19 protein-coding genes are annotated in these 20,024 nt (G+C 61.9%); 10 read left to right on the top strand and 9 right to left on the bottom strand.

The window, feature by feature from the left end:
* Nucleotides 1-55: 55 nt before the first annotated feature.
* On the bottom strand, nucleotides 56-976 hold the full coding sequence (locus BPRO_RS15710) for an AAA family ATPase (protein WP_011484055.1): 921 nt from the start codon (nucleotides 974-976) through the stop codon (nucleotides 56-58).
* 31 nt (nucleotides 977-1,007) lie between these two features.
* Between BPRO_RS15710 and BPRO_RS15705 the strand changes: the two genes are divergently transcribed.
* The 7 genes from BPRO_RS15705 to BPRO_RS15675 all read left to right on the top strand — a co-directional run bounded on the left by BPRO_RS15705 (nucleotide 1,008) and on the right by BPRO_RS15675 (nucleotide 9,434).
* On the top strand, nucleotides 1,008-1,961 hold the full coding sequence (locus tag BPRO_RS15705; RefSeq protein ID WP_011484054.1) for a histone deacetylase family protein: 954 nt from the start codon (nucleotides 1,008-1,010) through the stop codon (nucleotides 1,959-1,961).
* Between the two features lie 121 nt (nucleotides 1,962-2,082).
* Entirely contained in the window at nucleotides 2,083-3,417 is a 1,335-nt protein-coding gene (locus tag BPRO_RS15700) for a mechanosensitive ion channel family protein (protein ID WP_011484053.1), read from the top strand.
* A 256-nt stretch (nucleotides 3,418-3,673) separates the two neighbouring features.
* Nucleotides 3,674-4,423 carry an electron transfer flavoprotein subunit beta/FixA family protein gene (locus tag BPRO_RS15695; RefSeq protein ID WP_011484052.1) on the top strand — a complete coding sequence of 250 codons (750 nt, stop codon included), beginning with the start codon at nucleotides 3,674-3,676 and terminating at the stop codon, nucleotides 4,421-4,423.
* Between the two features lie 9 nt (nucleotides 4,424-4,432).
* Nucleotides 4,433-5,374 (top strand): electron transfer flavoprotein subunit alpha/FixB family protein, encoded by a 942-nt coding sequence (locus BPRO_RS15690; protein WP_011484051.1) that lies wholly within the window; start codon nucleotides 4,433-4,435, stop codon nucleotides 5,372-5,374.
* Nucleotides 5,375-5,462: 88 nt separating this feature from the next.
* A complete protein-coding gene (locus BPRO_RS15685; RefSeq protein WP_011484050.1) occupies nucleotides 5,463-7,253 on the top strand; it encodes an acyl-CoA dehydrogenase in 1,791 nt (596 codons plus the stop codon).
* Nucleotides 7,254-7,352: 99 nt separating this feature from the next.
* Entirely contained in the window at nucleotides 7,353-8,306 is a 954-nt protein-coding gene (locus BPRO_RS15680) for an NAD(P)H-dependent flavin oxidoreductase (protein WP_011484049.1), read from the top strand.
* Between the two features lie 42 nt (nucleotides 8,307-8,348).
* Nucleotides 8,349-9,434 carry an acyltransferase family protein gene (locus BPRO_RS15675; RefSeq protein ID WP_011484048.1) on the top strand — a complete coding sequence of 362 codons (1,086 nt, stop codon included), beginning with the start codon at nucleotides 8,349-8,351 and terminating at the stop codon, nucleotides 9,432-9,434.
* A 260-nt stretch (nucleotides 9,435-9,694) separates the two neighbouring features.
* Here the strand turns inward: BPRO_RS15675 and BPRO_RS15670 are convergent, their stop codons facing one another.
* The 3 genes from BPRO_RS15670 to BPRO_RS15660 all read right to left on the bottom strand — a co-directional run bounded on the left by BPRO_RS15670 (nucleotide 9,695) and on the right by BPRO_RS15660 (nucleotide 11,471).
* Nucleotides 9,695-10,042: a DOPA 4,5-dioxygenase family protein gene (locus BPRO_RS15670; protein ID WP_041389909.1), complete on the bottom strand. Its 348-nt coding sequence runs from the start codon at nucleotides 10,040-10,042 to the stop codon at nucleotides 9,695-9,697.
* Between the two features lie 72 nt (nucleotides 10,043-10,114).
* A complete protein-coding gene (locus tag BPRO_RS15665) occupies nucleotides 10,115-10,381 on the bottom strand; it encodes a hypothetical protein (RefSeq protein ID WP_011484046.1) in 267 nt (88 codons plus the stop codon).
* Between the two features lie 118 nt (nucleotides 10,382-10,499).
* Nucleotides 10,500-11,471, bottom strand: a complete 972-nt coding sequence (locus tag BPRO_RS15660; RefSeq protein WP_011484045.1) for an IS1595 family transposase — start codon at nucleotides 11,469-11,471, stop codon at nucleotides 10,500-10,502.
* 140 nt (nucleotides 11,472-11,611) lie between these two features.
* Between BPRO_RS15660 and BPRO_RS15655 the strand changes: the two genes are divergently transcribed.
* From BPRO_RS15655 to BPRO_RS15645, 3 genes are all read left to right on the top strand, one after another.
* On the top strand, nucleotides 11,612-12,709 hold the full coding sequence (locus BPRO_RS15655; RefSeq protein ID WP_011484044.1) for a PA0069 family radical SAM protein: 1,098 nt from the start codon (nucleotides 11,612-11,614) through the stop codon (nucleotides 12,707-12,709).
* Nucleotides 12,710-12,832: 123 nt separating this feature from the next.
* Nucleotides 12,833-13,273 (top strand): GNAT family N-acetyltransferase, encoded by a 441-nt coding sequence (locus tag BPRO_RS15650; protein WP_011484043.1) that lies wholly within the window; start codon nucleotides 12,833-12,835, stop codon nucleotides 13,271-13,273.
* A gap of 59 nt (nucleotides 13,274-13,332) precedes the next feature.
* Complete coding sequence (locus tag BPRO_RS15645; protein ID WP_011484042.1) at nucleotides 13,333-13,863, top strand: L,D-transpeptidase; 531 nt, start codon at nucleotides 13,333-13,335, stop codon at nucleotides 13,861-13,863.
* Here BPRO_RS15645 and BPRO_RS15640 read toward each other — a convergent pair.
* The 5 genes from BPRO_RS15640 to BPRO_RS15620 form a co-directional block, all read right to left on the bottom strand.
* Nucleotides 13,860-14,528: an amino acid ABC transporter permease gene (locus BPRO_RS15640; RefSeq protein ID WP_011484041.1), complete on the bottom strand. Its 669-nt coding sequence runs from the start codon at nucleotides 14,526-14,528 to the stop codon at nucleotides 13,860-13,862. The genes BPRO_RS15645 and BPRO_RS15640 overlap by 4 nt on opposite strands.
* Before the next feature lie 116 nt (nucleotides 14,529-14,644).
* Complete coding sequence (locus BPRO_RS15635; protein WP_369794587.1) at nucleotides 14,645-15,436, bottom strand: transporter substrate-binding domain-containing protein; 792 nt, start codon at nucleotides 15,434-15,436, stop codon at nucleotides 14,645-14,647.
* 111 nt (nucleotides 15,437-15,547) lie between these two features.
* Nucleotides 15,548-17,242, bottom strand: a complete 1,695-nt coding sequence (locus BPRO_RS15630) for a phosphoethanolamine transferase (RefSeq protein ID WP_011484039.1) — start codon at nucleotides 17,240-17,242, stop codon at nucleotides 15,548-15,550.
* A 258-nt stretch (nucleotides 17,243-17,500) separates the two neighbouring features.
* A complete protein-coding gene (locus tag BPRO_RS15625) occupies nucleotides 17,501-18,607 on the bottom strand; it encodes an S-(hydroxymethyl)glutathione dehydrogenase/class III alcohol dehydrogenase (protein ID WP_011484038.1) in 1,107 nt (368 codons plus the stop codon).
* 194 nt (nucleotides 18,608-18,801) lie between these two features.
* Complete coding sequence (locus tag BPRO_RS15620) at nucleotides 18,802-19,995, bottom strand: glycerophosphodiester phosphodiesterase (protein WP_011484037.1); 1,194 nt, start codon at nucleotides 19,993-19,995, stop codon at nucleotides 18,802-18,804.
* Nucleotides 19,996-20,024 lie beyond the last annotated feature (29 nt).

Here is a 20,024-nt window from a genome sequence, read left to right as displayed (position 1 = left end):
ATCCAGGCTGTTGCGGCGGTGGATTGCGGATCAAGTCCGCAATGACAAAGCTCTTTCATGGCAAGGGCACGGCTTCCAGCATGGCGCGTACCTGTTCCACGGAGCCGCGGCCGGCATCGCTGACGGGAATGAGGCGGTGCGCTGCGGTCTGCGGCAGCACGGCGGCGATGTCGTCGGGGGCGACATAGTCGCGGCCGTCCAGGAAGGCCTGCGCCCTGGCGGCGCGCATGACGGCGATGCCGGCCCGCGGGCTCAGGCCCTGCAGAAACCAGCGCCCCGAGCGCGTGGCCGCCACCAGGTCCTGCAGATAGTTCAGCAAGGGGTCCGCGGCATGCACCTGCGCGACCAGCTGTTGCAGCTCCAGCAGGTCGTGCGGCGCCAGCAGTGCCGGCAGCTTGTCGACCATCTCGCGCCGGTCGCCGCCCCGGAGCAGCTCGCGTTCGGCCGCGCGGTCGGGGTAGCCCAGCGAGATACGCATGTGAAAACGGTCCAGCTGCGACTCGGGCAGGGCATAGGTGCCCAGCTGGTCGTGCGGGTTTTGCGTGGCGATGACAAAAAAGGGCACGGGCAGGGGGCGCGTTTCGCCTTCCACGGTGACCTGCTTTTCTTCCATGGCCTCCAGCAGCGCGCTCTGGGTCTTGGGGCTGGCCCGGTTGATTTCGTCGGCCAGCAGCACCTGGGCGAACACGGGGCCGGGATGGAAGACAAAACTTTCCTTCTGGCGCTCGTAGATCGAGACGCCCGACAAATCGCTGGGCATCAAATCGGCCGTGAATTGCACGCGGGAAAACTGCAGGCCGAACGAGCGCGACAGCGCATGGGCCAGGGTGGTTTTACCCACGCCGGGAACGTCTTCAATCAGCAGATGACCCCCTGCGAGCAGGCAGGCTACACAGTCTTGCACTTGTGAGGACTTGCCGACAATGACCGTGTTAAGCTGATTCAGGAGCGCTTGAAGTTTTTCTTTGACGTTCATGTCGTCAACCTTACCGCAAAATTTTCATGCTATGAACGCGACTGGTTATTTCACTCACAAAGACTGCCGGATGCACGAGATGGGTCCGGGGCATCCCGAATGCCCCGAGCGGCTCGACGCCATTGAAGACCGGTTGCTGGCCTCGGGCGTTGCGGATGCGCTGGACCGGCGCGAGGCGCCGCTGGCTGCACTGGGCGACATCGAGCTGGCGCACGACCGCATGATGGTGGCGGCGATCCGCGGCCTGAGCGATCACCTGGCCGACGACATTGACGCGGGTGGGCCGGCCTATGCGCAGATTGACCCGGACACCGCACTCAACGTCCACTCCTGGAACGCCGCCCTGCGTGCCGCCGGTGCCGCGCTCGCGGCCACCGACAGCGTGATGGCCGGCGAGATCGAAAACGCCTTTTGCGCCGTGCGCCCGCCGGGTCACCATGCCTGCCACAACAAGGCCATGGGGTTTTGCATTTTCAACAGCGTCGCCATTGCGGCCAAATACGCCCTGGAGCGTCATGGCCTCAAGCGCGTGGCGGTCGTCGATTTCGACGTACACCACGGCAATGGCACCGAAGACATCCTCAGCGGCGACCAGCGCGTGCTGATGGTGAGTTTTTTCCAGCATCCCTTTTATCCCTACAGCGGCACCGGAACGCATGCCAGCAACATGGTCAACGTGCCGGTGCCCGCCTACACCAAGGGGATGGAGGTGCGCGAAATGATCGAGACCATCTGGATACCGCGCCTCGAGGGCTTCAAGCCCGAGATGATTTTCATCAGTGCCGGCTTCGATGCACACCGGGATGATGAGCTGGGCCAGTTGGGACTGGTGGAGCAGGACTACGCGTGGATCACCCAGCGAATCAAGGATGTGGCCAAGCGCCACGCGCAGGGCCGCATCGTGTCGTCGCTCGAAGGCGGCTACAACCTGCGGGCGCTGGGGCGCAGCGTCGAAGCGCATATCCGTGTGCTGGCCGATTTGTAGGAGGCGTCATGCGCGCCGCATACCGCCGGGCGTCAGGCCGTGTGAACAGTTTCTCGCCACAGCGGTGAAATGTCTCTTTATTGAACAAAAATTCGAACACAGTTGAACAAAGGAAACCGCCATGGCCAGCGCCGGCGCCCTGATTCCCGCCAATAGCTCACTCGTCCGTCCCCCAGCCCGCATCGATAACCTGGATGCCTGGTTTGCAGCACTGACCCAGCCCTCCGCGCTGACTGAACTGGCCTCGCTGGTTGCATGCGTCCTGCTGGCCTGGCTGGTGGTACGTGTGGCCAGCCGTGCCCGGCACAGTGCTGACGAGTCATCCATCCTCTTTGGCCGGCGCATTGTGGACGGGGTGCTGTTCCCGCTGCTGCTTTTGTCTTTTGCCTATGCGGCCCAGGCGCTGCTGGCGCGGATGTTTCCGCTGGCAGTCTTCAAGGTGGTCATTCCAGTGCTGCTGGCGCTGGCGCTGATTCGCCTGGGCGTCAAGGTGCTGCAGGTGGCGTTTAAAAATGCGCCGCTGGTGCGGGCGCTGGAGCGCACGATTTCATGGCTGGCCTGGATTGCCATGGTGCTCTGGGTCAGCGGCCTGCTGCCGGTCATTCTTGAGGAGCTGGATGGCATCAAGTGGAAGGTCGGCAACTCGACCCTGTCGGTGCGCACCATGCTTGAAGGGGCGCTGACGGCCGGCGTGGTGCTGTTGATCGCGCTGTGGATTTCCTCGGCCCTGGAGGCGCGCCTGCTGCGCTCCGCCACAGGTGGCGAACTGTCCTTGCGCAAGGCGGTGAGCAATGCCGCCCGGGTGGTGCTGATGTTTGTGGGCCTGTTGCTGGCGCTGTCGTCGGTGGGCATTGACCTGACGGCACTGTCGGTGCTGGGCGGCGCGATCGGCGTGGGTGTGGGCTTTGGCCTGCAAAAACTGGCCGCCAGCTATGTGAGCGGTTTCGTGATGCTGGCCGAGCGCAGCGTGCGTATCGGGGACAACGTGCGTGTCGATACCTTCGAAGGCCGCATCACCGACATCAACGCCCGCTACACCGTCGTGCGGGCACCATCCGGCCGCGAATCCATCGTGCCCAACGAGATGTTCATCAGCAACCGCATCGAAAATCTTTCGCTCAGTGATTTGCGCGTGCTGCAGTCCACCGTGGTGTCGGTGGGCTATGACAGCGATGTCGCGCTGGTGATGCGTTTGCTGGCCGAAGCGGCGCTCAGTCAGCCGCGCGTGCTGCGCGATCCCGAGCCTTCCGTGAACCTGACCAATTTCGGGGCCGATGGGCTGGAGTTCACGCTCAACTACTGGATGACCGACCCCGAAAACGGCCAGCAAAACCTGCGCTCCAGCATCAACCTGGAGGTGCTGAAGGCCCTGCGTGAGAACGGTATCGAGATTCCGTATCCGCAGCGGGTGATCCATACGCGTGTCAGCGGTGTGGAGGGCGCCAGGACTTCCTGAGTTGCCGCAGCGCAGGGCGTCGGCGTCCCCGGGGCGATTCCCCAATTGACGCCTGCACGACAGCTGTTTGGTAGGGATGCTCTAATTCCTCTGGGGGAGCCATTTATAATGAAATAGAACGACCGTTCTTTTTTTGCTTGCTGCCGCGGATAACCCTCCGGGCAACAAGTTGGCCGCCCGCACCACGAAGGCCGCAGCATAGAATGCAAGGCTTACGTTTACGTCAACGTCAATTAACAAACTCTGGAGCCCTGAAATGAAGGTCTTGGTACCCGTCAAGCGTGTAGTCGACTACAACGTGAAAGTCCGCGTCAAATCCGACGGCACCGGCGTCGACATCGCCAACGTCAAGATGAGCATGAACCCGTTTGACGAGATTGCCATCGAAGAGGCGACCCGCCTGAAGGAAAAGGGCGTGGTCACCGAAGTCATCGCCGTCAGCTGCGGCGTGCTGCAGTGCCAGGAAACCCTGCGCACCGCCATGGCCATCGGCGCCGACCGCGCCATCCTGGTCGAGACCGCCGAAGAACTGCAGCCGCTGGCCGTGGCCAAGCTGCTCAAGGCCCTGGTCGACAAGGAGCAACCCCAACTGGTGATCCTGGGCAAGCAGGCCATTGATGACGACTGCAACCAGACCGGCCAGATGCTCGCCGCGCTGCTGGGCTGGCCGCAAGCCACCTTCGCTTCCAAAGTGGAAGTCGAAGGCGGCCAGGCCAAAGTCACGCGCGAAGTCGACGGCGGCCTGGAAACGCTGGCCCTCACGCTGCCCGCCATCATCACCACCGACCTGCGTTTGAACGAGCCGCGCTATGTGACGCTGCCCAACATCATGAAGGCCAAGAAAAAGCAGCTCGACAACGTCAAGCCGGAAGACCTCGGCGTGGACGTCAAGCCGCGCATCAAGACCCTGAAGGTCAGCGAGCCGCCCAAGCGCAGCGCCGGTGTGAAAGTTGCCGATGTCGCCGCCCTGGTGGACAAGCTCAGGAACGAAGCCAAAGTAATCTAAGGAATTGACATGACCGCACTTGCTGTACTCGTAGTAGCCGAACACGACAACAACGCCATCAAACCCGCGACCCTCAACACCGTGACCGCTGCCACCCAGTGTGGTGGCGAGGTGCATGTGCTGGTGGCCGGCAAGGGTGCCGAAGCTGCAGCCCAGGCCACCAGCCAGATCGTCGGCGTCGCCAAAGTCATCCACGTCGATGGCGTGCACTTTGAGCACGGCCTGGCGGAAAACATGGCCGCGCAGGTGGTCGCCATCGCCGCCAGCTATTCGCACATCCTGTTTCCGGCCACCGCCTCGGGCAAGAACATCGCCCCGCGCGTGGCGGCCACGCTGGATGTCGGCCAGATTTCCGACATCACCAAGGTCGATGCGGTGGATACCTTTGAGCGCCCCATCTATGCCGGCAATGCGATTGCCATTGTGCAAAGCCTGGACGCCACCAAAGTCATCACCGTGCGCACCACGGGCTTCGATGCGGCAGCCGCCACGGGTGGCTCGGCTGTCGTGGAAACGCTGGCAGGTGTGGCCGACAGCGGCAAGTCGTCGTTTGTCGGCTCCGAGATCGCCAAGAGCGACCGCCCCGAACTGACCGCCGCCAAGATCATCGTGTCGGGCGGCCGTGCGCTCGGTTCTGCCGAGAAGTTCAACGAAGTCATGCTGCCGCTGGCTGACAAGCTGGGTGCCGCATTGGGCGCTTCGCGTGCCGCGGTCGATGCGGGCTATGCGCCCAACGACTGGCAAGTGGGCCAGACCGGCAAGATCGTGGCGCCGCAGCTCTACATCGCCGCGGGCATCTCGGGCGCCATCCAGCACCTGGCCGGCATGAAGGACAGCAAGGTCATCGTGGCGATCAACAAGGACCCCGAGGCACCGATTTTCAGCGTTGCTGATTACGGGCTGGAGGCTGACCTGTTCACCGCTGTGCCCGAGCTGGTTGCGGCACTGTAATCCCCTGAAAGGGCGTCTTGATTGACGCCCTTTTTGTATCTGGAACGGCCGCACCCCGACGGCCGCAATGAAAAAAGTGGAGAGACAAATGAGTTACGTAGCCCCTCTGAAGGACATGCTGTTCGATATCAGGCACCTGGCCCGCATCGACCAGGTGGCGCAAATTCCCGGCTTTGAAGACGCCGGTTTCGAGACGGCGCAGGCGGTGCTTGAAGAGTGCGCCAGGTTCAACCAGGACGTGCTGTCGCCGCTGAACTGGGAGGGCGACAAAAATCCTTCGAGCTGGAAAGATGGCGTGGTCACCACCACCCCTGGTTTCAAGCAGGCCTTCAAACAATACGCGGAAGGTGGTTGGCAGGGCCTGCAGCATCCGGCCGAGTTTGGCGGCCAGGGCCTGCCCAAGACCATAGGCGCGGCCTGTGGCGAGATGCTCAATTCGGCCAACATGAGTTTTGCCCTGTGCCCGCTGCTCAGTGACGGCGCCATCGAAGCCCTGCTGACGGCCGGCTCCGATGATCTGAAGGCCATCTACCTTGAAAAGCTGGTCAGCGGACAGTGGACCGGCACCATGAACCTGACCGAGCCGCAGGCGGGCTCTGACCTCGCCATGGTGCGCAGCCGCGCCGAACCGCAGCCCGATGGCACCTACAAGGTGTTCGGCACCAAGATATTCATCACCTACGGTGAGCACGACATGGCCGAGAACATCGTGCACCTGGTGCTGGCGCGCGTGACCGGCGCACCCGAAGGCGTGAAGGGCATCAGCCTGTTTGTCGTGCCCAAGTTTCTGGTCAACGAGGACGGTTCCCTGGGCGCGCGCAACGATGTGCATTGCGTCAGCATCGAGCACAAGCTGGGCATCAAGGCATCGCCCACGGCCGTGCTGCAGTATGGCGACCACGGCGGCGCCGTCGGCTATATCGTCGGTGAAGAAAACCGCGGGCTGGAGTACATGTTCATCATGATGAATGCGGCGCGCTATGCCGTCGGCATGCAGGGCATTGCCGTGGCCGAGCGCGCTTACCAGAAGGCGGTGAGCTTTGCCCGGGAGCGGGTGCAGAGCCGACCCGTTGACGGATCGATCAAGGCCAGCGCGCCCATCATTCATCACCCCGACGTCAAGCGCATGCTGATGACCATGCGCGCCTACATCGAAGGGTGCCGCGCCATGGCGTCGGTCGCCGCGGCGGCCTACGATGCATCGCACCACCATCCTGATGCCGAAGTGCGCAAACAAAACCAGGCCTTCTACGAGTTCATGGTGCCGCTGGTCAAGGGCTACAGCACCGAGATGAGCCTGGAAGTCACTTCGCTGGGCGTGCAGGTCCACGGCGGCATGGGTTTCATCGAGGAGACCGGCGCGGCGCAGTACATGCGCGATGCCAAGATCCTGACCATTTACGAAGGCACGACGGCCATCCAGGCCAACGACCTGGTGGGCCGCAAGACCTCGCGCGATGGCGGCCAGACAGCCAAGGCGATTGCGAAGCAGATTGAAGCGACTGAAAGCGAACTGATCCGGCAGGGCAATGCCGACGCAGTGGCGGTGGCCAGGCGGCTGAAGGCCGCCCGTGAAGCATTGGTGGATGTGGTCGAGTTTGTGGCGGGCAACACCAAGGCCAGCCCGAACGCCGTGTTTGCCGGCAGCGTGCCCTACCTGATGCTGGCAGGCAACGTGGTGGCCGGCTGGCAGATGGCGCGTTCATTACTGGTGGCCCAGGAGCAGCTTGCCCAGGGCGTGGACGCCGATTTCATGAAGGCCAAAATCACCACCGCCCGTTTTTATGCCGACCACCTGCTGACCAAGGCGCCCGGCATGCGCGACAGCATTGTCGAAGGTGCGGACTGCGTGACTGCCCTGGCACTGGACGCATTCTAAAACCCGTCCGCTATTAAATTAGTAGCTGGTTGCGCCCGTTAACAATGGGCTAGCGTCATTTTTTGAAAATGTTGTTTTACTGACCTGTTGAAAGACACCATGTCCAGACTTCCCGCACCGCTGAACAACCTGCCGTTGCCCATCATTGGCTCGCCGCTGTTCATCATCAGCAACCCCCAGCTGGTGATCGAGCAATGCAAGGCCGGCGTGGTCGGCGCCATGCCTGCGCTCAATGCACGTCCCGCCGCGCAGCTGGAAGACTGGCTGGCCGAGATCACCGAGACCTTGGCGGCGTATAACAAAGCCAATCCTGACAAGCCTGCCGCACCGTTTGCCATCAACCAGATCGTGCACAAGTCCAACGAGCGGCTGGAGCATGACATGGCGCTGTGCGTGAAGTACAAGGTGCCCATCTGCATCACCAGCCTGGGCGCGCGCGAAGACATCAACGCCGCGGCCCACAGTTACGGCGGCGTGGTGCTGCACGACATCATCAACAACAAGCATGCGCGCAAGGCGATCGAAAAGGGTGCCGACGGCCTGATTGCCGTGGCGGCCGGCGCGGGTGGCCATGCGGGCGTCAAGAGCCCGTTTGCCCTGATCCAGGAAATTCGCCAGTGGTTTGACGGCCCGCTGGCGCTGTCTGGCGCCATCTCGACCGGTGGCGCGGTGCTGGCCGCGCGCGCCATGGGCGCCGACTTTGCGTACATCGGTTCGGCGTTTATCGCCACGGAAGAAGCCCGCGCCTCCGACGCCTACAAGCAGGCGATCGTTGAAGGCAATTCCGACGACATCATTTACAGCAATCTCTTTACCGGCGTGCACGGCAACTACCTTGCCCCGTCCATCCGGGCCGCGGGCATGGACCCCGAGAACCTGCCCGAGAGCGATCCGAGCAAGATGAACTTTGGCGGCGACAAGTCCAAGGCCTGGAAGGACATCTGGGGTTGCGGCCAGGGCATCGGCCCGGTCAGCAAGGTGCAGAGCGCCGCAGAATTTGTAGCCCAGCTCAAGCGTGAGTACGAAGACGCGCGCATTCGGCTGGCTCTCTAGGCGGGTGCCCTAGCATTTCGCGTCGGCTTTCATCCCGCCCTCATGCGTTCAGCCGACCAGCGCCTGCACGGCATTGATGCCCTCAAGGGCATCGCCTGCGCCCTGATCGTCTGGCACCATCTGGCTTTTTACGGGCCGATGTCGGACGTGGTTCACACGGTTGTGCCGGGCCTGACGGGCTGGCTTTACGACTATGGCCGGATGGCGGTGCAGGTGTTTCTGGTGGTGGGCGGTTTTCTGGCTGCCAGTTCGCTGGCGCCCGAGGGCTGGGCGGCTTTCACGCAACCGGGCCGGTTGATGCTTCGCCGCTACCGCCGGCTGGTGCCGCCCTATCTGGTGGCGCTGGCTGTGTGCGTGCTGGTGGCCGCGTTGGTGCGGCCGTGGTTTGCGCACCCGTCTGTGCCTGCTGCGCCGACTTTGCTGCAGGTAGTTGCCCACGTACTGCTGCTGCAGGATGTGCTGGGCCAGGAGGCCCTGTCGGCGGGTGTCTGGTATGTGGCGATTGATTTTCAGCTGTTCGTCAGCAGTGTGCTGGTGTTTGCTGGCGCACGCGCGCTGCGGCAGCGCTGGCCGCAGGTGCCGGCGCACCTCGGCGTGGGTCTGATACTGTTGCTGGGAGCGGCATCGCTGTTCTTCTTCAACCGCCACGCCGGTCTGGACGTGACGGCGCTGTATTTCCTGGGTTCCTACACCTTGGGCATGCTGGCTTTCTGGGCCTCGCGGGCGGCAAGCCAAGCCCAACGGGAGCAGTGGCTGCTGGCCATTGTCCTGCTCGGCGTGGCGGCCTTGCTGCTTGATTTCAGGGGCCGTATTGCCCTGGCGCTGCTGGTGGCGCTGGGCCTGGTGTGGCTGCAAACAAGCGCTGTTGCCCGGCAATGGCGGGAGCCCCTCTGGCTGTTAAAACTCGGCCAGATTTCGTACTCGGTGTTTCTGATTCACTTCCCGGTGAACCTTCTGGTCAATGCCGTGGTGGGTTTTTTCTGGCCCACCCAGTTGATGGCCAACGCGCTGGGCTTGCTGGCCGCCTTCCTGTTGTCCCTGCTGGCGGGCGCGGTGTTGTACAGAAGCGTTGAATCCCGTCAACTGCCTGTACGCGGCGCGGCCAAGGTGCGACCCCTCTCGCCATAATTCCTGCATTCGGGCCTCGCATTTGAGTCCCGCATCTGGGGCTTTTGTTGTGACGACCCAGCTCAGTGCGTGCGACGTGCTTTTTCTTGCTCCCTCTCCCTTTGGGAGAGGGTTGGGGTGAGGGCCAGCGGCGTATAAAAAAACGTGGTCTTTCGCATCGGCCGCGCCCCCATCCCAGCCCCACGTGTTGCAGTGAGACACTGTGACTCTTCGCCCCGTCCAGGTCCGCAATCAAATCAATAGCGTTTCAGGCCTCCCGCTCAACGCCTGAACATGTCCAGCTTCAATTCAGAGGCCTCGCCCAGCCAGGAGGCATGGGTCGTGTGATCGGCCAGGTTATCGCCCGTGACCCCGTGCACGAACACATCAAGCCCGTTGCGGTTTTGTGCCAGCCACGGGATCAGGCGCTCAAACTGGACGCGGTCAAATGCCAGCTGGCAGCTCCAGTGCGGGTGCGGCCCAATCTCACGTTCATGCACACGGCCGACGGCCACCCCGAACAGCTCACCTGCCTGCTCGCACAGCGCTCGGGCCTGCGCCACGGTGGCGGGGCCAAAATAAACATGGGCGTGGTAGCGGTCGTGGACGTTTTCGGGGCGCTTGGTCATGGGATGGATGGCCGAAAGTGAATGCATGGGCGATTGTCCTGTCATCCGCTTTGCCCGCCGCGACTGCGGGGTTTACAGGCCCTCCAGAAAGATCATCTCGGGCAGGGAAACCGCCGGATCTTGCCGCCGAGCCTGCGCGTGGTTTTTTTTCACGAGCTGGCGGCAATGGTCGAGGTCCGTCACCTGAAAAAGAAACAAAACCTCGGCGGGGTCTTCTGCGTTTTGCCACAGGTGCTCCAGGTACATGCCCTGATCGGCGTGGCTGGCTGCATCCTTGTCGAGCTGCGCCTTCACATCGACCAGCCGGGCGCCGCGGAGTTTTGCCAGTACATGAGCCATGTGAACCTCCGGTACAAATCAGCATTATGAAACCGTGCCAGGCGGGCTGCAGGCCGCTTGCCGGATGGCGGAGTATTCAATATACTGTACATAAATAAGGGGTATCCGCTTAGCTCCACTAGACCGATTCCACCATGTCCTGTGTTGTTCGGGTGATGTCCTGATAGGTCACGGGTTTCGTGACAACGGCTTGCTGCAGCAGCCGGTAAAACAGCATCCCGCGAGAGCCCGAAGTGCGGCGATTGAAGCGAAAGACAAACTCATCCAGGTAGGCATCCAGATGCTCGGGCTGGACCGAGCCATGGTGCGTGCCCAGGATCCAGCGCTTGACCAGTGAGGCCACCCGATGCACCCCTGCCATGGAGACATGGGCAGGAACATCCGAGCCCAGCATGACCGTGCGCTCATGGTCATAGCCCAGCTCGCTGAGCGAACGATAGGCGGCCGAGCCGTCAGTGCGAATCTGGGCGCCGGGCTCCACCGACTGCTGGACAAACGGCACCACGCATTCGTCAGAATCATTGGCGATGCGGTGCAGACGAATCCGGCCAAATCCTTTGGGCTGCAGTATCTCCACGGCCATCACCACCAGTACTTTGCTGGTGCGGCTCTTGCGACCCACGGCAGAGATGGGCTGCTGTCGGTCCGAGATGGCCAGGTAGGTTTCATCCACCTCGACCAGACCTTTCAGGCGTTCCCGATCCGGGCGCACCATGGCACAGCGAAAGCGGTGCAGCATGGTCCAGGCCGTCTGGTAGCTGCCCAGCCCCAACACCCGCTGCAAGCCTAGGGCGCTGACACCTTGCTTCTGGCTGGTGAGATACCACGCCGCCGCCAGCCATACCTTTAGCGGCGTACGGGTCTTGTCAAAGATGGTGCCCGAGGTCACGGTCGTCTGTCGCCCACAGTCCTGGCACATCAATCGCGTGCGGCTGGATCGGTATGGCGCCGCCATGCTGGCGCAATTTGGGCAGGCGAAGCCGTGCGGCCAGCGCAAGCGCTCCAGGTAAGACAGGCAAGCCTCCTCGGAGGAAAACCAATCGAGGAATTCGCTCCAGGTGCGGGGGTAGTCTTGGGCTGGAACTGGCATAATAACTGGGTATTTATCCAGTATATCCGACTCCACTGGAGCTAAGCGGATACCCCTTACATAAATACAGTATTTATCCGACTACCCAAGTTCTTGTTTATTGACGCCAAAAACACGGCCAGCCAGGCCGTTTGAGTCCCATGACCGAGGTCAAAATTCCCCTTCATGCCATCAAGGGCCGGGGCAGCGCCACGCGCATTGCACACCGGTTCGAGAAAAATGCGCGCGAGGCCTACGACGATGGCTGGGGCACCTTGCAAGATGCAACAGGCGATGTGATCGGCGAGGTTCCGCGTATTGAGACAGAAGTGATGATGGAAGACGCCCGCAGCGCCATTTCGCACAACGATTCTCCCGACATCTTCTTCGACTACGGCCTGAACCCCTACCGGGGCTGCGAGCATGGCTGCGTCTATTGCTATGCGCGGCCCACGCACAGCTACCTCAACCTTTCGCCCGGCCTGGACTTTGAGACGAAGATCATCGCCAAGCGCAATATTGCCGAGGTGCTGCGCGCCGACCTCGGCAAACGAAGCTACGTGCCCAAACTGCTCAACATCGGTTCGGCCACGGACTGCTACCAGCCCGTGGAGCGCGAACTGCGGCTCACACGGGGCGTGATCGAAGTCCTGCAGGAGGCGCGCCATCCGTTTTCGCTGGTCACCAAATCCAGCGGTGTCGAATGCGACCTTGATTTGATTGCGCCCATGGCGGCCGACAGGTTGGCGGCGGTGTATGTGACCATCACCACGCTGGACGGCGAACTGGCACGCAAGCTGGAGCCGCGCGCCGCAGCGCCACACCGCCGGCTGCGCACCATCGAGAGGCTGGCCGCCGAAGGCGTGCCGGTGGGCGTGAGCGTGGCGCCGCAAATCCCTTTTGTGAACGACGACATGGAGCTGGTACTGGAGGCTGCCTGGGAGGCCGGTGCGCGCAGCGCGTTCTACACCGTCATTCGCCTGCCCTGGGAAGTCGCGCCTATCTTCAAGGAGTGGCTGGAGCTGCACTATCCGCAGCGCGCTGCGCGCATCATGGCGCGGATTCACGAGATGCGCGGCGGCAAGGACTACGACAGCGATTTCGCCTCGCGCATGAAGGGTGCGGGCCTGTGGGCCGACCTGATACGCCAGCGCTTCGAGAAAACCTGCGCCCGGCTGGGCTTTAACCGCCAGCGCATTGAACTGGATTTGAGTCAGTTCAGACCGCCGGGGGCGGCGGGTCAGGGCAGCCTGTTTTGAGGTGCCGCGACGGCAATTCGGTGCGCGGGCTATAGTCCAAAAAGGGTCTGAAAAAGCAGCGTGCATTTGGCTGATCTGGCCTGCAGGGCACGCCGTACCGTTTGAAAGCAACAGGAGTTCAACTTGGCGATCGAGTGGAAATATTCATCGGAAGGCATGCTTGGGGAGGACTGGGAAGCGCTCTCCAATCTTTACCGGGTGGCGCCTCTGGGCGACAAGCAACCGGCCGATCTTCGGGTCGTGTTTTCAAACAGCATGTTCAAGTGCTTTGTGTATGACGCCGGCACGCTGATTGCCGCCGGCCGCGCCGTGGCGGACGGCAGGGACTGCTCTTACATCTGCGACATCGCGGTGGCGCCGGAGCGGCAGGGTTCCGGCTTGGGCAAAGAGATGGTTGCGGCGCTGGTACGGCTTTCCAAAGGTCACAAGAAGATCATCCTGTATGCAGTGCCGGGCAAGGAGCCGTTTTACCGCAAGCTCGGGTTCAAGCGCATGGCGACGGCCATGGCCATTTTTGCGAACCAGGAACAGGCGCTCAAGGACGGTTTGCTCAATGAAAGCTGAAAGCGCATTGTCGGGCAGCGCCTCGGCAAGTTTGCGCATGTTGTGATGTGACACGAGACGTGGAAAGCATTCGAATCCTCGTCAGCCTTCACGACCAGGCACTGCGCCTCTACTGTGGCGGCGTGCTTGTGCGTGCGTATCCGGTATCGACCGCCAGGAACGGCCCCGGCGAACTGGAAGGCAGCGCCTGCACGCCGCGGGGCGCTCACGTCATTCGGGCAAAGATAGGCGCGGGCTGCGAGGCAGGGACGGTATTTGTCGCACGCAGACCTACGGGGGAGATGTTTTCAGCGGGGCTGGCCGAGGCGAATCCGGACAGGGACTGGATACTGACCCGCATTCTCTGGCTCTGCGGCCGCGAGCCGGGCAAGAACCGCTTTGGCGCGGTCGACACCATGCGCCGGTACATCTACATCCACGGATGCCCGGACGGCCTGCCCATGGGCGAGCCCTTGTCTCTCGGCTGCGTGCGCATGAGAAACGCGGACATCGTGGAGCTGTTCGACCTCGTGGAGCCCGGCACCGAGGTATGGATTCAGGCCGGGCCGGCTGCTGATGCCGATCCGCCCGGCATCCCGGCGCCACGCTAGCGCAAATAGCTCCGGTTCAGCCGCACTTCCAGCTTTTTCTGCAGCGTTTCAAACGATGCGCTCATGGCCCAGTAAATCGCGGCCGCCGCCAGGTACAACGGGAAGGGCTGGAAGGTGGTGGCAATGACTTCCTTGGTGGCCAGCATCAGTTCACCCACGGCAATCACCGAGACCAGCGAGGTGTCCTTGATCAGGCTGATCAGGCTGTTGGACAGGCTGGGAACGGCCAGGCGCAAGGCTTGCGGCCCGATTACATGGCGCAGCGTTTGCGCCTGCGTGAGGCCCAGGCTGCGGGCGGCATTCCACTGCCCGTGTTCAACGCCATTGATCGCCCCACGAATCGTTTCCGACAGGTACGCGCCGACGTTGAGGCTCAGCCCCAGGATGCCCGCCGTGATCGGGTCGAACTGGATGCCAATGCTGGGCAGGCCGAAGTAAATCACAAACAGCTGCACCAGCAGCGGCGTGCCGCGCATGCAGCTGACATACAGCGCGGCAAACCGCGCCAGGCCGGGCATCTTCGCCAACCGTGTGATGGCCACAAAAGTGCCGATGATGGCGCCAAAAAAAACCGATGCCACGGCCAGCAGCAGCGTCCATGCCGCGCCCTTGAGCATCAGTGGTAAAGCGTCCCCCAGCAACTGGGTTACAGCAGTCATGTCCATGGCAGTCTCCACAAATAAAAACCCCGGCTTCATGCCGGGGTGCTTCAGACATCGGGTGCGCCTGGAGCGCACGGCTGGATGAATGTTACTGGGTTCTCATGGGGTCTTGCAGGGATTCACTTGGCGACGGGTGGCTTGCTCACGTCGCGGTCAAACCATTTGTTCGAAATTTTGGCGAAGCTGCCGTCTGCCTGCAGATCAGCCAGCGCCTTGTCGATGGCGGCCTTGAACTTGGGATTGTTCTTGACGAAAGGAATGCCTGATTTCTCCAGTTCACCCACGGGCGCGCCGGGCTTGAGAGGCAGCTTGGTCTGCTTGACGATATAGGGAATCAGCAGGCTGTCGTTCAGCGCCGCGTCAATGCGGCCCAAAGCCAGGTCCTGCAGGTATTCCTGCGCGCCGGGATAGGTTTTGATGTCGATGTCGCCAACCTTCTTGGCCATGTCGGCAAAGTTGGTGCCCTGGCCCAGGCCGAGCTTTTTGCCCTTGAGGTCAGCCAGCGTCTTGAAGACGCGCTTTTCGTCCTTGCGGATGATCAGCTGCGGGCTGGAGATGGTGTAGGGCTCGGAAAAATCAAAGGTTTCCTTGCGCTTGTCGGTGATGCCGACCTGGTTGATGACCACATCGTATTTGCCGGCTTGCAGGCCTGCGAGGATGGCGCTCCACTCGCTGGTGGTGAATTCGGCTTTGACGCCGAGCTTTTGCGCCAGCGCATTGGCAAGCTCCACTTCAAAACCGGCGAGCTTGTCGTTTTCCTTGTAGTTGAAAGGCGGGTAAGTGCCTTCCAGCGCCACTTTCAGCGTGCCGCGCTGCTTCACGGTGTCCAGCAAATCGGCGGCATGCGCAATGCCGGCGCCCAGGGCCAGGGCGACAAGAATTGTGGAGGCGAGAGCTTTGCGGATATTCATATTCTTCATTTGAATAATGTATTTGTAGTTGAGGTGGAAGTGAATATTAAACCGACGTGCAACAAGTGGCTGCAGCTGCCTAAAAACCCTATGCGGCGTCAGGACGATTCGTCAGGACGAGTCAGTGCGCAACGTCTGCGCGTGCACACTGCCGGGACCACGGTTGGCGCAGCCGGCATAGATATCGAGCGCGGGCTGGTAGACGCTGGTCTGCACCTTCATCAGGCCCAGCACCGAGTGAAAGTAATTGTCATGGCTCACCGGCGCATCGAGCTGCTGCTTGAGGCAGGCCGTGGTGATACTGCTGAGTTGCTCGAATTCCGGCGACAGCCAGGTGATCCAGGGTACGCGCTTTTGCACGTCGGGCGCCATCCCGTAGGGCATGCCATGCAGGTAAAGGTTGTTTTCGCCCAGGGACTCGCCGTGGTCGGCCACATACAGCATGGCGGGCGAGTTGTGCGCCTCCTGCGTTTTGAGCCACCGAATGGTGGACCCCAGCAGATGGTCGGCGTAGACAACGCTGTTGTCATAGGCATTCATCAGTTCATCGCGTCCGCAGCTTTGCAGGGCGTTGTTGATGCATTCGGGCAAGAACTTCTTGAAGGCCGGTGGTGAACGCTGGTAGTAAGCCGGGCCGTGGCCGCCGATCTGGTGCATCACTACGACCACACCCCTGGCCCTGCGTTCTGCAGGCAGGGCAGCGATGCGTTCCTCCATGTTTTGCAGCATCACCTCATCAAAGCATTCCCCGCCGTCGCACAGGCCAGGTACCTTCAGGCTGGTGGTGTACACACTGGCGACCCGGTCGCATACCCCTTTGCAGCCCGACTGGTTGTCTATCCAGACCACGGCCAGGCCTGAGTGCTGCAAAACATCGAGCAAGCCTTCGTAATTCGCAGGCCGTGAGTCATACGCTTCGCGGCCGAAATTGGAAAACATGCAGGGCACCGACACCGCCGTGCTGGTGCCGCAGGACCAGGCGTTGCGCTGGCTGGCAATGTTTTCCCGCGCCAGCTCCGGTGTGGTGGCCCGCCGATAGCCATTGATCGCGAAATTGCCGCTGCGTGCGGTTTCACCCAGCACCAGCAGCAACAGAGGCGGTTTGGCGGCGGCCGCGTCGCTGGCAGCGAGCCTTGCGTCCTCGCCCAGGGGCAAGACGATGGATTCGTTGCGCTGAAAGGGCTGGGCCGCAACCCTTCCCAGTGCGTAAAAGGAATTGAGTGGATTGATCAGGTAGCGCACATGCGTGTAGTTGCGCATGACCGAAGCGATGCTCTGGAAGAACAGCATCACAACGAGCACCAGCACGGCGCATGCGGTGACCAGGGTCATGGCGTTGGACAGCAGCTGACGCGCGGGGCTTTGCATCCGGATTTTTTGCCGCCACAGGAGAAATCCGGGCAATCCCGCCAGCAGCAGCATGGTTACCGGCAGGTGCCAGTTCAGCAGGTCGCGCGTTTCGCGCACATCGGTCTGCAGGGTATTGAGGATCATGGTCTTGTCGATGACCACGCCATAGGCCAGCATGAAATAGGCGCCCAGGGCGGCAGACACCAGAAAGAGCGTGATGGACGGCTTCAGGGTCCAGCGCCAGGCCAGCAGGCTGAGCAATGCGGCTGTCGACAGCGCGATCACCAGCGCCAGCGCCAGGCTGATGGTGAGAACCTCGCCCCTGCTCAGGTCGGGCAAGCGCGCCAGCTCACGCCACAGCGCGATGTTGCAAACAGTGGCGATCCAGAGACTGGACAGGATGACGATCCACAGCGGCCGAATACCCGCGCGCGAGGGGGTGGCGTTTGCAGGCATTGACCTGGACACCGGACTGAACGCGGACGCAGAGCCTGAGGGGAGGGAGAGCAGCGGCATAGCGCCGCAGTGTATTTTGGGCGACTTAAGAGACGCTTAAGAGACGCTTAGAGACGTCGGAAGGAGCCGAAGTGCTGCGAGCGGACGTGGGGGCTATGTCTTCACCAGCAGGGGCCGCGGGACTGGCTTTGCCAGACCGCAGGCGCAGCGCCCCCTGAGGGGGCAGAGAGCTACACGCTAGTAGAGCGAACGTGGGGGCTAGTAAATGACCACGCCGCGAATCGACTCGCCACGCTTCATCAAATCGAAGCCCTTGTTGATGTCTTCCAGCGGCATGGTGTGGGTGATCAGGTCGTCGATGTTGATCTTGCCGTCCATGTACCAGTCGACGATCTTGGGCACATCGGTGCGGCCGCGCGCGCCACCAAAGGCTGAGCCTTCCCACTTGCGGCCGGTGACCAGCTGGAAGGGGCGGGTGCTGATTTCGGCGCCGGCCTCGGCCACGCCGATGATGATGCTGCGGCCCCAGCCCTTGTGGGTGCATTCCAGCGCCTGCCGCATGACTTTCGTGTTGCCTATGCATTCAAAGCTGTAGTCGGCGCCGCCATCGGTCAGCTGCACGATGGCATCGACCACGTTGTCTGTTTCCTTGGGGTTGATGAAATGCGTCATGCCGAATTTGCGTGCCATCTCCTGCCGCGCGGGGTTGATGTCCACGCCGATGATCTTGTCGGCGCCCACCATCTTCGCGCCCTGGATCACGTTCAGGCCAATGCCGCCCAGGCCGAAGATCACCACGTTGGCGCCGGCTTCCACCTTGGCGGTGAAGATCACCGCACCGATGCCGGTGGTGACGCCGCAGCCGATGTAGCAGACCTTGTCAAACGGTGCGTCTTCACGGATTTTGGCCAGCGAAATTCCGGGCGCCACCGTGTAGTTGCTGAAGGTGCTGGTGCCCATGTAGTGGAAGATGGGTTGGCAGTCCAGGCTGAAGCGGCTGGTGGCGTCGGGCATCAGGCCCTTGCCCTGCGTGCCACGAATCAGCTGGCACAGATTGGTCTTGCGGCTCAGGCAGAACTTGCACTGGCGGCATTCCGGCGTGTAGAGCGGAATGACGTGGTCGCCCTTCTTGAGCGTGGTCACGCCGGGGCCAACATCGACCACGATGCCCGCGCCTTCATGGCCCAGAATGGCCGGGAAGATGCCTTCCGGATCGGCGCCCGACAGCGTGTAGTAGTCGGTGTGGCAAATACCGGTGGCCTTGATCTCGACCAGCACCTCGCCGAACTTCGGGCCTTCAAGATCGACGGTTTCAATGGTCAGGGGTTGGCCCGCTTTCCAGGCGACGGCGGCTTTGGTTTTCATGGTGGTGATGGCTTCTGCGTAGCGCGAAAGAAGGTGGGAAAGAGGGTGGGTAAAGGGTTACCCGGCACTATAAGCCAGCTATTGCCTGGCAGCGCCCTGGCTGTTCCCTGATGGCGCCAAAGCTCATTCGCAAGTGTGCAATTTTGAGAAAACCTGCGCGGGATGGTCCGTGGGGACCCATTGTTCAAGGACTTTCAGCGGCCGGTTTCTTTCAGGTACAACGCGCGGGCTTCAAGCGCCGTGTCCGGGAAGTCGGTGAAGACGCCATCCACACCCGCACGGTAAAAGGCCAGGTACTCATTTTTGGCGCCGCCCCTGTAGTCGGCAGCAAGGCGGCGTGACTCGTTGCGGAAGGTAAAGGGATGAACAAACAGGCCCGCCTTGTGGGCGTCCGCCACCAGGCTGGTGGCCTGGATTGACGTCGCATCGGCATCGTTGATCTTGCCGTCGGCACCGATGGCTCCTTTGGTGCTGATGATGAAGCGCTTCCAGGGGCCGATGCCGTCCGCATAGGTCTTGATCTCGGCCAGCCCTGCCGGCGTGGTCATGACGTTATAAAGGCGCTTGTCGCCAGCCTGGGTCCAGTCATAAGGGCGGTCGCTGGGGTTGGCAAAAGTCACCGTCCCCGTTTTCATGTCCACGCCGTCGCCATCTATCAACTGGATCAGGCGCGTGTTCAGGCCTTTGCTCTTCATGTACTTCAGGCTGCCGGGTTCAAATGACTGCACATAGATGGGTGCCGTCTTGCTGTTCCAGCCAGCGGCGTTGATCATGGCGATCAGCTTGTCCTCCATGGGCAGGCCGAGCGCGCGGAAGTAGCTGGGGTTTTTGGTTTCCGGGTAAATCGCGACGGTGCGGCCGGTTTGCGCCGACCTGGCTTTGGCCAGGTCGATGACCTCCTGGAAAGTCGGCACCTTGTACAGCCCGTTGTACTGCTGCGGGCGTTCGGCGTCGGTGGAAATGGCGCCCAGCATCCGGATTTCGGCCAGCGTGAAGTCGTTGCTGAACCAGCCCGTCTGTGTTTCGCCATCGACCCGGATGGTTTTCTTGCGCGATGCGAATTCAGGGTGTTTGGCCACGTCCGTGCTGATGGCCAGGTTGGGGTCGTGGCGGGTGATCAGTACGCCGTCCTTGGTGGACACCAGGTCCATCTCGATGACATCGGCGCCGAGTTCAATCGCGCGGGCGTAGGCTTCCAGGGTTTCTTCGGGCACGTAGCCGGATGCGCCGCGGTGGGCAATCACCAGCGGGGCACGGCCGTCCAGCGTGGGCAGGCTGGCGTTGGTGCGTGTGCCCGGCATGCTGCAGGCGCCCAGCAATAGGCTGGTGCTTGCAAGGGTGAGCCAGCCGATGGCTTGCCGTGCGTGAGTGGTGGTCGATTTCGCCATGACGTACCTCCCAGGTTGAAAAGGATGAT

This window comes from Polaromonas sp. JS666, from assembly GCF_000013865.1.
In the GTDB taxonomy this organism is placed as follows: domain Bacteria; phylum Pseudomonadota; class Gammaproteobacteria; order Burkholderiales; family Burkholderiaceae_C; genus Polaromonas.
Note: the sequence above shows the minus strand (reverse complement) of the source record. Positions and strands in the feature narration are given on the sequence as shown.